The 13,126-nt window shown below is 55.1% G+C and carries 13 protein-coding genes; 3 read left to right on the forward strand and 10 right to left on the reverse strand.

The window, feature by feature from the left end; all coding sequences use genetic code 11:
- Positions 1–168: 168 nt before the first annotated feature.
- From hemG to pepQ, 4 genes are read right to left on the reverse strand one after another with little or no spacing between them, the layout of a single operon-like run.
- Positions 169–705, reverse strand: a complete 537-nt coding sequence (gene hemG, locus ACJY2L_RS14405) for a menaquinone-dependent protoporphyrinogen IX dehydrogenase (RefSeq protein WP_439214029.1) — start codon at positions 703–705, stop codon at positions 169–171.
- 16 nt (positions 706–721) lie between these two features.
- Entirely contained in the window at positions 722–2,173 is a 1,452-nt protein-coding gene (gene trkH / locus ACJY2L_RS14410; RefSeq protein WP_067434492.1) for a Trk system potassium transporter TrkH, read from the reverse strand.
- Between the two features lie 12 nt (positions 2,174–2,185).
- On the reverse strand, positions 2,186–2,815 hold the full coding sequence (locus ACJY2L_RS14415) for an IMPACT family protein (protein WP_187486633.1): 630 nt from the start codon (positions 2,813–2,815) through the stop codon (positions 2,186–2,188).
- Positions 2,815–4,146 (reverse strand): Xaa-Pro dipeptidase, encoded by a 1,332-nt coding sequence (pepQ, locus tag ACJY2L_RS14420; protein ID WP_439214028.1) that lies wholly within the window; start codon positions 4,144–4,146, stop codon positions 2,815–2,817. Before pepQ ends, ACJY2L_RS14415 begins: the two co-directional genes overlap by 1 nt.
- Before the next feature lie 185 nt (positions 4,147–4,331).
- Here pepQ and fadB point away from each other — a divergent pair, with 185 nt between their 5' ends.
- Positions 4,332–6,515 carry a fatty acid oxidation complex subunit alpha FadB gene (gene fadB / locus ACJY2L_RS14425; RefSeq protein ID WP_439214027.1) on the forward strand — a complete coding sequence of 728 codons (2,184 nt, stop codon included), beginning with the start codon at positions 4,332–4,334 and terminating at the stop codon, positions 6,513–6,515.
- A gap of 9 nt (positions 6,516–6,524) precedes the next feature.
- The gene (fadA, locus tag ACJY2L_RS14430) at positions 6,525–7,688 is read left to right on the forward strand and encodes an acetyl-CoA C-acyltransferase FadA (protein ID WP_067434503.1); all 1,164 of its coding nucleotides are present in this window, start codon (positions 6,525–6,527) and stop codon (positions 7,686–7,688) included.
- A gap of 49 nt (positions 7,689–7,737) precedes the next feature.
- Here fadA and fre read toward each other — a convergent pair whose 3' ends face one another.
- Together fre and ubiD are read right to left on the reverse strand one after the other, a co-directional pair.
- Positions 7,738–8,439 carry an NAD(P)H-flavin reductase gene (gene fre, locus ACJY2L_RS14435; RefSeq protein ID WP_439214026.1) on the reverse strand — a complete coding sequence of 234 codons (702 nt, stop codon included), beginning with the start codon at positions 8,437–8,439 and terminating at the stop codon, positions 7,738–7,740.
- Positions 8,440–8,480: 41 nt separating this feature from the next.
- Positions 8,481–9,965: a 4-hydroxy-3-polyprenylbenzoate decarboxylase gene (gene ubiD / locus ACJY2L_RS14440; protein ID WP_067434510.1), complete on the reverse strand. Its 1,485-nt coding sequence runs from the start codon at positions 9,963–9,965 to the stop codon at positions 8,481–8,483.
- 202 nt (positions 9,966–10,167) lie between these two features.
- Here ubiD and rfaH point away from each other — a divergent pair, with 202 nt between their 5' ends.
- Positions 10,168–10,656 carry a transcription/translation regulatory transformer protein RfaH gene (gene rfaH / locus ACJY2L_RS14445; RefSeq protein WP_439214025.1) on the forward strand — a complete coding sequence of 163 codons (489 nt, stop codon included), beginning with the start codon at positions 10,168–10,170 and terminating at the stop codon, positions 10,654–10,656.
- A 27-nt stretch (positions 10,657–10,683) separates the two neighbouring features.
- On the opposite strand, the gene tatD is transcribed toward rfaH, so the two are convergent.
- The 4 genes from tatD to tatA form a co-directional block, all read right to left on the reverse strand.
- Positions 10,684–11,466 (reverse strand): 3'-5' ssDNA/RNA exonuclease TatD, encoded by a 783-nt coding sequence (gene tatD / locus ACJY2L_RS14450; RefSeq protein WP_067434515.1) that lies wholly within the window; start codon positions 11,464–11,466, stop codon positions 10,684–10,686.
- 90 nt (positions 11,467–11,556) lie between these two features.
- Positions 11,557–12,309: a Sec-independent protein translocase subunit TatC gene (gene tatC / locus ACJY2L_RS14455; RefSeq protein WP_067434518.1), complete on the reverse strand. Its 753-nt coding sequence runs from the start codon at positions 12,307–12,309 to the stop codon at positions 11,557–11,559.
- Complete coding sequence (gene tatB, locus ACJY2L_RS14460; protein ID WP_439214024.1) at positions 12,299–12,820, reverse strand: Sec-independent protein translocase protein TatB; 522 nt, start codon at positions 12,818–12,820, stop codon at positions 12,299–12,301. The genes tatC and tatB overlap by 11 nt, the downstream gene beginning before the upstream one ends.
- Before the next feature lie 3 nt (positions 12,821–12,823).
- Positions 12,824–13,075 (reverse strand): Sec-independent protein translocase subunit TatA, encoded by a 252-nt coding sequence (gene tatA / locus ACJY2L_RS14465; protein ID WP_067434524.1) that lies wholly within the window; start codon positions 13,073–13,075, stop codon positions 12,824–12,826.
- Positions 13,076–13,126 lie beyond the last annotated feature (51 nt).

The raw sequence follows: 13,126 nt of genomic DNA on the forward strand, positions 1-13,126 counted from the left end.
TCTCAGGATTTTTTCCGGCGGTTCAGCTTCCCGAACCTCCTGACGCGCCGCTGTGTAAGCCGTTGTTCCGTGTCAGTGGAGGCGCATTATAGGGAATTTCTGCAGGCTGACAAGGGCTAATTTTAAAATAAATTCTGACTGCTTTTTTTTCATTCAAAGCGATGCTTTTCACTTCGATTTGACCGGAAAACAGGCAAATTCACGGGCGAAACTGGCAACCTGCTGCCAGTCGGTATACTCCACTTCCTTTGTTTTATCCGTTTCACCGCCGGTCATCTTCATAATCAACTGAATCATCACGCGATCCAGCCAGCCGTAACGCGGATAACGCAGCGCACCGGCAAACACCGCACAGCAATCGGGCTGCCACGGCGACGTAAGTAGAAACTTCCGCATATAGGCATTGGTTTGCGGCGTGCGTTTTTCTGGTTTACGCGCGGTAAGGTTAACGCAGAAGAAACCTGATGGCCTTTGCTGCAAAGCTTCCAGGTTCTGCTTCACAAACTTCGCTACTGCCGAATGAAAACGTCCATAACGAATAGAAGCGCCGATAAGCACGCGATCGTATTGCGCCCAGTCGACCGCACCGACATGCAGGATATCCATCACGTCACATTCCTGCTGCTCTGATATGCATTTGCCTGCATAAGAGGCAATTTCACGCGTTTGCCCATCACGGCTGGAAAAAAGAATAAGGGCTTTCATTACTGTCCTTCTTTATCTATTCACGCCAGAACGTTGGCGTAAAGAGCACCAACAGCGTGAAAACTTCGAGGCGGCCGAAAAGCATAGTTGAAATCAATATCCATTTTGCGACGTCGTTCATGGAGGTGAAGTTATCCGCTACTACGCCTAAACCCGGACCGAGATTGTTTAATGTGGCTGCGACCGCAGCAAACGCGGAGAAGTCATCTACGCCGGTGGCGATGATGGCCAGCATACTGACCAGAAAAACCAGCGCATAGGCTGAAAAAAATCCCCATACCGCTTCGAGGATGCGTTCCGGCAGCGCGCGATTGCCCAGCTTAATAGAGTAGACCGCGTTCGGGTGAACCAGGCGTTTCAGTTCACGCGAGCCCTGTTTACAGAGCAGCAAAATGCGAATCACTTTTAAGCCGCCGCCGGTAGAGCCCGCGCAGCCGCCAATAAAGGCGGAGCATAAGAGCAGTACCGGCAGGAAAAGTGGCCAGCGTGCAATGCTATCGGTGGTGAAACCCGCCGTAGTGGCCATCGAGACCACCTGAAAAAAGGCCTGATTCAGCGTCTGCAACGTAGTGGGATAAACGTTGTGGAACCACAGCACAATGGTGCAGATCAACACCAGCGTCAGCTGGACACCGATAAAAGTACGAAATTCCGGATCGCGCCAGTAAACGCGCAGGTTACGTCCGCTGAGCAAAGAGAAATGCAGGCCGTAGTTACAGCCTGAAATCAGCAGGAATATGGCAATAATGGTGTTGATCGTTGGGCTGTTAAAATAGCCGATGCTGGCATCGTGAGTGGAAAAGCCACCAATGGCGATAGTGGAGAAGCTGTGACCAATCGCATCGAATAATGGCATACCAGCCAGCCATAACGCCAGCGCACAGGCGATGGTCAGCAATACATAGATCAGCCACAAGGTTTTAGCCGTTTCAGCAATGCGCGGCCGCATCTTATTATCTTTCAGCGGACCGGGCATTTCCGCACGGTAGAGCTGCATGCCGCCGACGCCAAGAATAGGCAGGATCGCCACAGCGAGCACAATAATTCCCATGCCGCCAAACCATTGCAGCATCTGGCGATAGAAGAGGATGGCTTTGGGCAATGAGTCGAGCCCGACCAGCGTGGTCGCGCCGGTTGTGGTTAAGCCAGAGAACGACTCAAAGAAGGCGTCGGTGACCGACAGATTCGGGTGCTCTGAAAAGATAAATGGCATTGCACCGACGCTGCCCAACACCGTCCAGAACAGCACTACAATCAAAAACCCTTCTCGCGGCTTCAGCTCTTTCTTCTGCTTACGGTTGGGCCACCATAATAATGCACCAATAATCAGCGCCATGATAAAGGTCTGACTGAAGGCGCGTCCGGCACCGTCGCGATAAAGCAACGCCACCAGCCCGGGCACAATCATCGTGCCTGAGAACAAAATGACCAGCAAACCGACGATGCGGGTAATGGCACGAAAATGCATTAAGCCGTTTCCTTAACCTGATAGAGAATGTTCGCTCGCCGTCAGCACCAACGCACCGCGGCTAAAATCGGACAAATTTTGTCGGCACCCTGCCACCTGTGCATAGGGCAAAGCGAGCCAGAGGGTAATTTCCGCCTGGAACTCACTGTGCAACACGTTGCCGGCAAAGCGTTTGATGATTCTTTCTACTTCAGCAAGCTGAGCATATTCACACCGCAGCTGAAAAGTCGCCATCGGCGTTTTAGTCTGCCGTACCAACAGCTTCAGCCCCTGTTGTACGCCCCCGCCATAGGCTTTTACCAGGCCGCCGGTGCCCAGCATGATACCGCCGTAATAGCGCACAACCACCGCGGTGATCTCACCGAGCTGGCTGCCCATCAGTTGAGCAAGCATCGGCTTGCCAGCCGTGCCGGAGGGTTCACCATCATCGGAAAAACCCAGCTGCTGTGAATCCTGCGGCGCGCCCGCTACCCATGCCCAGCAATGATGGCGCGCGGCCGGGTGCTCCGCCTTAACGCGCTGGACAAAAGCCCGTGCGTTTTCAACGCCATCAGTATGCGCTAACAGCGTAATAAAGCGGCTCTTCTTGATGGTTTCCTCGCTGACACTGACCGGCTCAGCAGGAATTTCATAAGCATCCATCAGGGCAGGTGCAGATCGCGCGTCATGTTTTCTAAACGATTCGCGTGAATCACCACGTTATCTTCAATGCGGATGCCGCCATAAGGCCTGAGCGCATCGATAGCCAACCAGTCAATATGCTGGCTAAATGCACCGTTGCGCAGCGGCTCCAGCAGGGAATCGATCACATAGAATCCCGGCTCGATGGTCAGCACCATGCGTGGTTCGAGCATACGTGTGCAGCGCAGGAACGGATATTGCGCAGGTGCCGCCAGCGACGTGCCCTGCTCATCCTGCATAAAGCCACCGACATCATGTACCTGCAAGCCTAATGGATGACCCAACCCGTGCGGCATAAACGGCCCGGTAAGGTTTTCCGCTACCATCGCCTCTGCGCTGATGCCTTTTATCAACTCAAACTTCAGCAGCATCCTGGCAATGCGCTCATGCATCTGCTGATGATATTCGGTGTAGCGCACGCCCGCTTTCAGGGTGTCGATCAGCGCCAGCTCCTGGTGGTTCATCTCCTGCACCAGCTGGCCATACAGCGAGTTTTTCTGGGCGGCATAGCTACGGGTGAGATCGGCCGCGTAGCCGTTATATTCCGCACCGGCGTCGATCAAAAAGCTGCGCATCTCTTCCGGTGCACGCGCATCGAGTTTGGTGTAATGCAGCACAGCGGCATGTTCGTTAAGCGCGATGATATTGCCGTAAGGCACATCGGTGTCGCGATGGCCGGTAGCCGATAAATAGGCGAGGTTAATATCAAACTCGCTCATGCCGGAAAGGAAGGCTTCTTTTGCTGCCAGATGCCCCGCCACCGCCAGCTTTTGCGCCTCGCGCATACAGGCCAGCTCATAGTCGGTTTTGTAAGCGCGATGGTAATCAAGGTAATTCAGCACCACGGCAGGATTGATGGCATCGGCGCGGATGCCCAGCTGCGTTGCGCGTGCCGGAACCGGGCCAATATAGGCAACATTTTCACGATGTGCTGGCAGCAAACTGCCAATGTCCGCACTGTTTCGCAGCGCAACGATCTCAATCTCATCGGTCCAGAAGCTATGCGGCAGCGGTTCCACGTTGTGCCAGTAGTCTACCGGTGAGTAAAACCACAGTTTGGGTTTATTCACGCCATCGACCCACAGCCAACAGTTGGCGACCTGCGTGACCGGCACCCAGGCTTTGAACTGCGGATTAACCTTGAACGGATAATGATGATCGTCCAGATGCACGGTTAACAGCTCACCAGAGTGAATCAGCAAAGCGTCATGCTGGCTGTGTGCCAGCGCCTGCTGCGCCCGTTGCTGCAACGTCGCGAGATGATCTTTATACAGGGTGTTCAGTGCGTCCATCTACTTTCCTCCGGTGTATGCGAAATGCCCGCATCTTATCACAGCCGCTGAAAGGATAGCGCACGGCAGCAGCTGTGATCGCCTTAGCAAATCAGTACAGCTGCGTTTGCAAATAATTAACATCAATCTCACACTCTCGATCATCTGGTATGACCAGATCCCTTTTGTGGTCTCAGGAGACAGACATGCTTTATCAAAGCGATACCCTTTCTCTCGACTGGCTTACCGATGGCATCGCCGAGCTGGTTTTCAATGCGCCAGGCTCGGTGAATAAACTCGATACCGCCACGGTAGCTAATCTGGGCGAAGCCCTTACCCTGCTGGAAAATGAACCCGCGCTGCGTGGCCTGCTGGTGAGTTCACGCAAGCCCGCCTTTATTGTTGGCGCCGATATCACCGAGTTTTTGACGCTGTTTTCCGCCCCGGCCAACCAGCTGACCGACTGGCTGAATGACGCCAATGCGATTTTCAACCGACTGGAAGATCTGCCGGTGCCTACGCTGACCGCCGTTAATGGTTATGCACTGGGCGGCGGTTGCGAATGTGTACTGGCCACCGACTTTCGCGTTGCCACGCCGGATACGCGCATCGGCCTCCCAGAAACCAGGCTTGGCATCATGCCCGGCTTTGGCGGCTCCGTTCGCCTGCCGCGTTTGATCGGTGCGGATAACGCACTGGAAATCATCGCAGCGGGCAAAGAGGTGGATGCCGCCAACGCGCTGTCGCTGGGTCTGGTCGATGCCATTGTCGCGCCGGAGAAGCTGGCCGCGGCGGCGCTGCGCATGCTGCAGGCAGCGATCGAGGAGCAAAGCTGGCGGGTACGCCGTGCGCCGAAACTGCAGCCATTAAAGCTCTCAGCAGTTGAAGCGAAAATGAGCTTTACCACTGCTAAAGCGCTGGTGATGCAGACGGCCGGTAAGCACTACCCTGCGCCCTTGACTGCGGTCAAAACCATTGAAGCAGCGGCGCATCTGGGACGCGACGGCGCGTTGAAGCTGGAAACGGCTGCCTTTGTTCCGCTGGCGCAGTCAAACGAAGCACGCGCGCTGGTCGGCATTTTCCTCAACGATCAGTGGGTCAAAAGCAAAGCCAAAAAGCTCGCACAGTCGGCACGTTCGCCACAACAGGCGGCGGTGCTGGGTGCCGGAATTATGGGCGGCGGCATCGCTTATCAGTCTGCCGCCAAAGGTGTGCCGGTGCGCATGAAAGATATTCGCGAAAATGCGCTGACGCTGGGGATGCAGGAAGCGGGCAAGCTGCTGAACAAGCAGTTGGAACGCGGCAAAATTACTGGCGCACAGCTCACCAGTATCATTGCCAGCATTCAACCAACGCTCAGCTTCGCCGACTTCGATCGGGTTGATATCGTGGTGGAAGCGGTGGTGGAAAATCCAACGGTAAAACGTGCAGTGTTGCAGGAGACCGAAGGTCAGGTACGCAGCGATACCATCATTGCCAGCAATACCTCGACTATTCCAATTGGCGATCTTGCTCAGGCGTTGAAGCGGCCGGAAAATTTTTGTGGCATGCACTTTTTTAACCCGGTGCACCGTATGCCGCTGGTAGAAATTATTCGTGGCGAGAAAACTGCTGACAGCACGCTGGCGCAGGTGATTGGCTGGGCGTTGAAAATGGGTAAAACGCCGGTGGTGGTTAACGACTGTCCCGGATTTTTCGTCAACCGCGTGCTCTTTCCCTATTTTGCTGCCTTTAATCTGCTGTTACGCGACGGCGCTGATTTCCGTCAGATAGATAAGGTGATGGAAAAAACTTTTGGCTGGCCAATGGGGCCATCATGGCTGCTGGACGTAGTAGGCATCGACACCGCTCATCATGCCCAGCAGGTGATGGCCGATGGTTTCCCGACGCGCATGAAGACGCCAGATCAGAATGCCATTGATCTGCTGTTTGCCGCCCAGCGTTACGGTCAGAAAAACGGCAGCGGATTCTGGCGCTGGGAAACAGACAAAAAAGGCAAGGCGGTCAGGCAGCCCGATGCCGAAATCGCTGCGTTGCTACAGCCGATATGTCAGCCGGCGCGTTCCTTCAGCGACGAGGAGATCATCGCCCGCATGATGATTCCTATGCTGAATGAAGTGGTGCGTTGCCTGGAAGAAAATATCATCGCCTCACCAGCGGAAGCGGATATGGCGCTGGTTTATGGTCTTGGCTTCCCGCCGTTTCATGGCGGCGCACTGCGCTATCTCGATACGCTCGGCAACGCGCGGTTTATTGAGATGGCGCAGCACTATGCCGCGCTTGGCCCGCTCTATACGCCGCCCGCTCTGCTACTGCAGAAAGCGGAGCAGCACGAGAGCTGGTATCCGGCCACGCCCGCGCGTGCTCATCAGCCGCTGAAAAGCGTGTAAGGAGAAATTATGGAACATGTAGTGATCGTAGATGCGGTACGTACGCCTATGGGCCGCTCGAAAGGCGGCGCGTTTCGCCAGGTACGAGCAGAAGACCTCTCTGCTCATCTGATGCGCGCCCTGTTAAGCCGTAACCCGGCGCTGGAAGCGGCGCAGCTGGATGATATTTATTGGGGCTGCGTACAACAAACGCTGGAACAAGGATTTAATATTGCCCGCAACGCGGCGCTGCTGGCGGAAATTCCGCATCGCGTACCGGCAACCACCGTTAACCGGCTGTGTGGCTCCTCAATGCAGGCGCTACACGATGGCGCACGGGCTATTATGGTTGGCGATGCGCACAGCTGCCTGATCGGCGGCGTTGAGCATATGGGCCACGTGCCGATGAGCCACGGCGTCGATTTCCATCCAGGCCTGAGCAAAACCGTGGCGAAGGCAGCTGGCATGATGGGACTGACTGCTGAAATGCTGGCGCAGGTGCACCATATCAGCCGTGAAATGCAGGATGCTTTCGCGGTACGTTCACATCAGCGCGCCTGGCAGGCAACACAGTCCGGGCAGTTTGCTCATGAGATCGTGCCCACTTATGGCCATGATGCCGATGGTGCGCTGCAACGCTTTGATTATGATGAGGTGATTCGTCCGGATACGCACATTGAGGCGCTTGCCGCGCTGAAACCGGCGTTTGATCCCCGCAACGGTACGGTCACCGCAGCCAGCTCTTCCGCGCTCTCCGATGGTGCCGCCGCCATGCTGATCATGAGCGAATCGCGGGCTGCCGCGCTGGGATTAAAACCGCGTGCGCGCATCCGGGCCATGGCGGTAACCGGCTGCGATCCGTCGTTAATGGGTTTTGGACCGGTGCCCGCCACGGAACTGGCGCTCAAGCGCGCAGGACTCAGTGTGCAGGATATCGATCTGTTTGAATTTAACGAGGCGTTTGCTGCGCAGACGTTACCTTGCCTGAAAGCGCTGCATCTGCTCGATAAGCTGGATGAGAAAGTAAACCTTAACGGTGGGGCGATTGCACTGGGTCATCCACTGGGCTGCTCTGGTGCGCGTATCAGCACCACGCTGCTTAACCTGATGGAACAGCGTAACGCTGAGTTCGGTCTTGCTACCATGTGCATCGGTTTAGGACAGGGCATCGCTACGGTATTCGAACGCGTGTAGGCAACAATCATCCCGCCGGTCATCACACGGCGGGATGATTATTCAGGCATCAGATAAAGGCAAACGCATCGCCAAACATGTGCGCTTCCAGCGCGCCACGCTCGGCACAAAAACGTTCACGGGCAATTTTGGCCATTTCAAAGCGGCCAGCGATGTAAATATCGTGCTCGCTGAGCGTACCAAAATCCTGCATCACCGCGGTAAGCACGGTGCCACTGCGCCCTTGCCATCCTGCTTCTGGCTGTTCCACCACCGGAATAACCTGCAATTGCGGATGCTTCACCGCCAGCGCGTTCAGCTCATCCAAATCGTACAGGTGCTTTAACTCACGGCCGCCCCAGTAAATAGCGATGTCGCGGTCAGGCTGCTGCGACAGCGCCGTCAGCAAAATCGAACGGGCATAGGAGAAGCCGGTACCGCCCGCAATCAGGATCAATGGACGATCGCCCTCTTCACGCAGCCAGGCGTCGCCATGTGGCAGATCAACGGTGATCTGACGCTCCTGCTGAATACGATCCATTACCGCCATCGCATAAAGATTGTGGTCAGAAGCTCCGATATGCAGCTCAATGATATCCTTTTCCATCGGCGTTGAAGCCAGTGAGAACGGGCGTTTGTCGCGCTCATCCATCACCACCATCAGATACTGCCCCGCCCGAAAGCTAAAATCAGCTTCCGGAATCAGACGTACCCGGAAAACGGTATCGGTGATGGCTTCAACTGAAGTCACTTTACAGCTTAAAGTTGTCATGCGTTCCCTCTGTCGGGTCGTCATTATCGTAGTGGCCGCCATTAACGCTGCGGCGGCTGAGTAAAGATGCCTAACTCATCCCATATCGCGTCAATACGCGCCGTTACCGCCGGATCTTTTTCGATAGGCCGTCCCCATTCTCGCTGCGTCTCTCCCGGCCATTTGTTGGTGGCATCAAGCCCCATTTTGGAGCCGAGGCCGGAAACCGGTGAGGCGAAGTCGAGATAGTCAATCGGCGTATTTTCAATCAGCACGGTGTCGCGTGCCGGATCCATGCGTGTCGTAATCGCCCAAATCACGTCGTTCCAGTCGCGCGCATTCACGTCGTCGTCACATACGATAACAAATTTGGTGTACATAAACTGCCGCAGAAATGACCAGACGCCCATCATTACCCGCTTGGCATGGCCGGCGTACTGTTTCTTCATCGTTACCACAGCCAGCCGGTAAGAACAGCCCTCTGGCGGCAGATAGAAATCAACAATTTCCGGAAACTGTTTAATCAGGATGGGCACCAGCACTTCGTTGAGCGCCACGCCCAATACCGCAGGCTCATCCGGCGGCCGACCGGTATAGGTTGAGTGATAGATGGCGTCATGGCGCTGCGTCACATGCGTCACGGTGAACACCGGGAAATCATCTATCTCATTATAGTAGCCGGTATGATCGCCATAGGGGCCTTCCGGCGCCATATCGCCTGGCTCGATATACCCTTCCAGCACAATTTCCGCACTGGCGGGCACGTCCAGATCGTTGGAGATACACTTCACCACTTCAGTTTTGTTGCCGCGCAGCAGACCAGCAAAGGCATATTCTGACAGCGTATCCGGCACCGGCGTGACCGCGCCCAGGATGGTGGCGGGATCGGCGCCCAGCGCCACGGCGACCGGGAAGCGTTCGCCCGGATGCGCTTTGCACCATTCCTGGAAATCCAGCGCGCCGCCACGATGTGACAACCAGCGCATAATCAGGCGGTTTTTGCCAATCACCTGCTGGCGATAGATACCAAGATTCTGCCGCTCTTTGTGCGGACCGCGCGTTACGGTCAAGCCCCAGGTGATCAGCGGAGCCGCATCTTCCGGCCAGCACTTCATCACCGGGATTTTGCTTAGATCGACCTCATCGCCCTGCATCACCTTTTGCTGACAAGGCGCATTACGCAGCCGCTTGGTCGGCATATGCAGAACCTGCTTGAACTGCGGCATCTTATCGAACAGATCGCGGAAGCCTTTCGGCGGTTCAGGCTCTTTCAGAAATGCCAACAGTTTGCCCACTTCGCGCAGCGCGCTAACCTCTTCCTGCCCCATGCCCATCGCCACGCGTTTCGGCGTGCCAAACAGGTTGCACAGCACCGGCATGTCATAGCCTTTGGGGTTTTCAAACAGCAAAGCGGGTCCGCCCGCGCGCAAGGTGCGATCGGCGATTTCAGTCATTTCCAGAATCGGATCGATTGACTGGGTAATGCGTTTTAGCTCTCCGCGCTGCTCAAGCAACGCCATGAAGTCGCGTAAGTCCTGATATTTCATGCTGCTTATTGTTCCGGCAAGTGAAGCGGCCATTATAGGATTGATTAGCGCGCTGTGTTGAATTTTGTGTGGCAATCCGCTGCGAATAATTGCCTGCGCTGGCGCTGTTTTTCGCTTATCGCCGCACGTCGGCTCGTGGATGCGCTATAACTCTCAGCACAGTTTTGATATTCTTAACATCCGAAAATTGGAATGTGACGTTATGGAATCCTGGTATCTGCTCTACTGCAAAAGAGGTCAATTGTTACGCGCCCGGGAGCACCTGGAGCGGCAGGCAGTGCATTGTCTCAGCCCCATGATCGCCATGGAAAAGGTGGTCCGCGGTAAACGCACCACGGTCAGCGAACCGCTGTTTCCAAATTATCTGTTTATCGAATTCGATCCAGAAGATATTCATACCACAACCATCAGCTCCACGCGCGGCGTGAGCCACTTTGTCCGCTTTGGCAATCAGCCTGCTACGGTGCCGCACACGGTTATCGCAGCGCTGCAAACCGACACGCCTGTTTCTATGGTTGATCCGGAAACCCCACAGGCCGGCGATGAAGTGCTGATCACCGAAGGCACCTTTGAAGGTCTCAAGGCAATTTTTACCGAACCCGATGGCGAAGCGCGCTCGATGTTGCTGCTCAATATGCTCAATAAGCAAATTATTCGCAGCGTGGACAATAAGCAGTTTCAAAAGCTCTGACCGGGTGTGCAAACCCGGTCATGACCCTCACGGCAGACGGAACAGACGTCGGCTGTTGCTCTCCAGCTGTGCAGCCAGCACATCCAGCTCTTCATTACGCCAGTGCGCCACCTGCTGAACAATATGCGGCAGATAGCAAGGTTCATTGCGGCGTGAGGTAGGACGCGGCCGCATATCTCGCGGCAGTAAATAGGGTGCGTCAGTTTCCAACAGCAGCCGATCTGCCGGTATTAGCGGCAACAACTCACGCAGCGCCAGGCCGCGTCGCTCATCGCACACCCAGCCAGTAATACCAATCATTAGCCCCATCGCCAGACACGCTTCCAGCTCTTGCTGGTTGCCGGTAAAGCAGTGCACCACCGCGCCCGTTAGCTTATCCGCCCAGGGTGTCAGCAACGCTTCAAAGCGTGTATGTGCATCGCGGCAATGCAGAAAAACCGGCATCTCCAGTTCTGCCGCCAGCGTCAGTTGGGCGGTGAACGCATATTCCTGCTGCTCATGGGCGCTGAAATTGCGGTTAAAATCGAGCCCGCACTCACCAATTGCCACGACTTCATCACTTTCGGCCAGACGGCGCAGCGTAGCGGCCGTTTCCCCTGACCATTCGCTGGCATGGTGCGGATGTATGCCCGCCGTGGACCAGCAGTAGCCCGGGTGACGCCGTGCCAGGCTTTGTGCCTGCTGACTCTCCAGCGCGTTGGTGCCGGTCAACAGCATGCCGGTGACGCCCGCTGCGCGCGCGCGGGCAACCACCTGTTCGCGATCTTTTGCAAACTGCGTGCTGGTCAGGTTTACACCGATATCAAACATCTTTTATCCCGATAGAAAAAAACCGCCCATTGGGCGGTTGAGTGAATGAGTTCTCCGCCAGTGTGCGGGAGAGTGCGTAACCGATCAGGGTTATGACTCTTGCTCGTCAGCCATATCCTGTCGCCTTTTCCCCACATAGAAACGGGAAAAGAATACGCCGACTTCAAACAGACAGTACATCGGAATAGCGAGCAAAGTTTGCGAAAAAACGTCCGGCGGCGTTAATAACATGCCGATGACAAACGCGCCGACCAACATATAGGGCCGTTTCTTTTTCAAGTCTTCCGGGCTGGTTACGCCAGTCCAGCACAGCAGCACAATCGCAATTGGCACTTCAAAAGCAACGCCAAACGCCATAAACAGCGACATGACGAAATCGAGATAGTTACTGATATCTGTGGCTATCTGCACGCCTTCCGGGGCGGTTTTGGCAAAAAAGCCAAAGGCCAGCGGAAAGACAACAAAGTAGGCAAACGCCACGCCAACGTAAAAGAGTACCGAGCTGGAAAACAGCAGCGGCATCACCAGTTTACGTTCATGGCGATAGAGCGCTGGCGCAATAAACGCCCAAACCTGATAGAGAATGACCGGCACCGACAGAAAAATCGAAACAATGATGGTCAGTTTGATCGGCGTAAAAAATGGCGACGCCACGTCGGTGGCGATCATGCTGGCGCCAACCGGCATTTGCGCAATCAGCGGTGAGGCAACGATATGGTAGATATCATTGGCAAACCAGATCAAGACCAGGAAAACGGCCAGGATGGCACCAATGCAGTAGAGCAGACGCTTACGCAGCTCAATAAGATGGCTGATAAGCGGTTGGGTATCTTCAACGGCCATGAGGAGTGTTTATCGCTTCGTGAGAGGTGGCTGAATCAGCAGGTTTTGTCTCAGTCGCCGCCGCTTTTGGCTCGACTTCCGCGTCGGTTTCAGCGGGTGCCTGAGCAGGCGCGCTGGCCTGCATATCGGCTTCAGCTGGCGTCGCATGCGACATCTCTTCGTTTTTCTTCAGCGGGTTATGAATGGTGTAGGCTTCATCGTCAGCCTTTTCATTATCGCCGGTATAGGAGCGCTTCATCGACTCGGCGCTTTTACGCAGCTCATCCATCGACGCCTTCAGCTCCGGCGATAAAGAGTCGCGGCTGGCCTGCTCCACTTTCTTCAGGCTGTCCTGCAGCTCCTGCAGTTTGAGTTCCTGCGCCAGCTCGTTCTGCACGTTAGCCGCCAGCGAGCGCATCGCGCGGATCCAGCCAACCACCGTTTTCACCGCAACCGGTAAACGTTGCGGGCCAAGGACGATCAGCCCGATAATGAAGCATAATGCCAGTTCACTAAAACCAATGTCGAACACGGTTTACACCTGCTCTTTGTCTTTCTTGGCTTCGTCTTTCGTCGCCTCAGTATGCTGCTTGTCCGCCAGCGTTTTAGCGGTGAAATCAGCGTCCTGATGATCGGTTTCTTTCTTGTCGTCGTCGCTCATCGCCTTTTTGAAGCCTTTGATCGACGATCCTAAATCCGAACCGAGATTACGGAGCTTGTTCGTTCCAAAAAGCAGCACCACAATCACTGCAATAATCAATAAATTCCAGACACTTATACCGCCCATGACATAAACCTCTACTCAATACGTATAATCTGACTAATGACGCCGTACAGA

Origin of the sequence: Duffyella sp. Ts4 (assembly GCF_051851875.1) — a bacterium.
GTDB classification, from domain to species: domain Bacteria; phylum Pseudomonadota; class Gammaproteobacteria; order Enterobacterales; family Enterobacteriaceae; genus Duffyella; species Duffyella gerundensis.

Coding starts and splice junctions, on each gene's coding strand:
- hemG (WP_439214029.1), bottom strand. CDS start 705: ATGAAAGCCCTTATTCTTTTTTCCAGCCGTGATGGGCAAACGCGTGAA.
- trkH (WP_067434492.1), bottom strand. CDS start 2,173: ATGCATTTTCGTGCCATTACCCGCATCGTCGGTTTGCTGGTCATTTTG.
- ACJY2L_RS14415 (WP_187486633.1), bottom strand. CDS start 2,815: ATGGATGCTTATGAAATTCCTGCTGAGCCGGTCAGTGTCAGCGAGGAA.
- pepQ (WP_439214028.1), bottom strand. CDS start 4,146: ATGGACGCACTGAACACCCTGTATAAAGATCATCTCGCGACGTTGCAG.
- fadB (WP_439214027.1), top strand. CDS start 4,332: ATGCTTTATCAAAGCGATACCCTTTCTCTCGACTGGCTTACCGATGGC.
- fadA (WP_067434503.1), top strand. CDS start 6,525: ATGGAACATGTAGTGATCGTAGATGCGGTACGTACGCCTATGGGCCGC.
- fre (WP_439214026.1), bottom strand. CDS start 8,439: ATGACAACTTTAAGCTGTAAAGTGACTTCAGTTGAAGCCATCACCGAT.
- ubiD (WP_067434510.1), bottom strand. CDS start 9,965: ATGAAATATCAGGACTTACGCGACTTCATGGCGTTGCTTGAGCAGCGC.
- rfaH (WP_439214025.1), top strand. CDS start 10,168: ATGGAATCCTGGTATCTGCTCTACTGCAAAAGAGGTCAATTGTTACGC.
- tatD (WP_067434515.1), bottom strand. CDS start 11,466: ATGTTTGATATCGGTGTAAACCTGACCAGCACGCAGTTTGCAAAAGAT.
- tatC (WP_067434518.1), bottom strand. CDS start 12,309: ATGGCCGTTGAAGATACCCAACCGCTTATCAGCCATCTTATTGAGCTG.
- tatA (WP_067434524.1), bottom strand. CDS start 13,075: ATGGGCGGTATAAGTGTCTGGAATTTATTGATTATTGCAGTGATTGTG.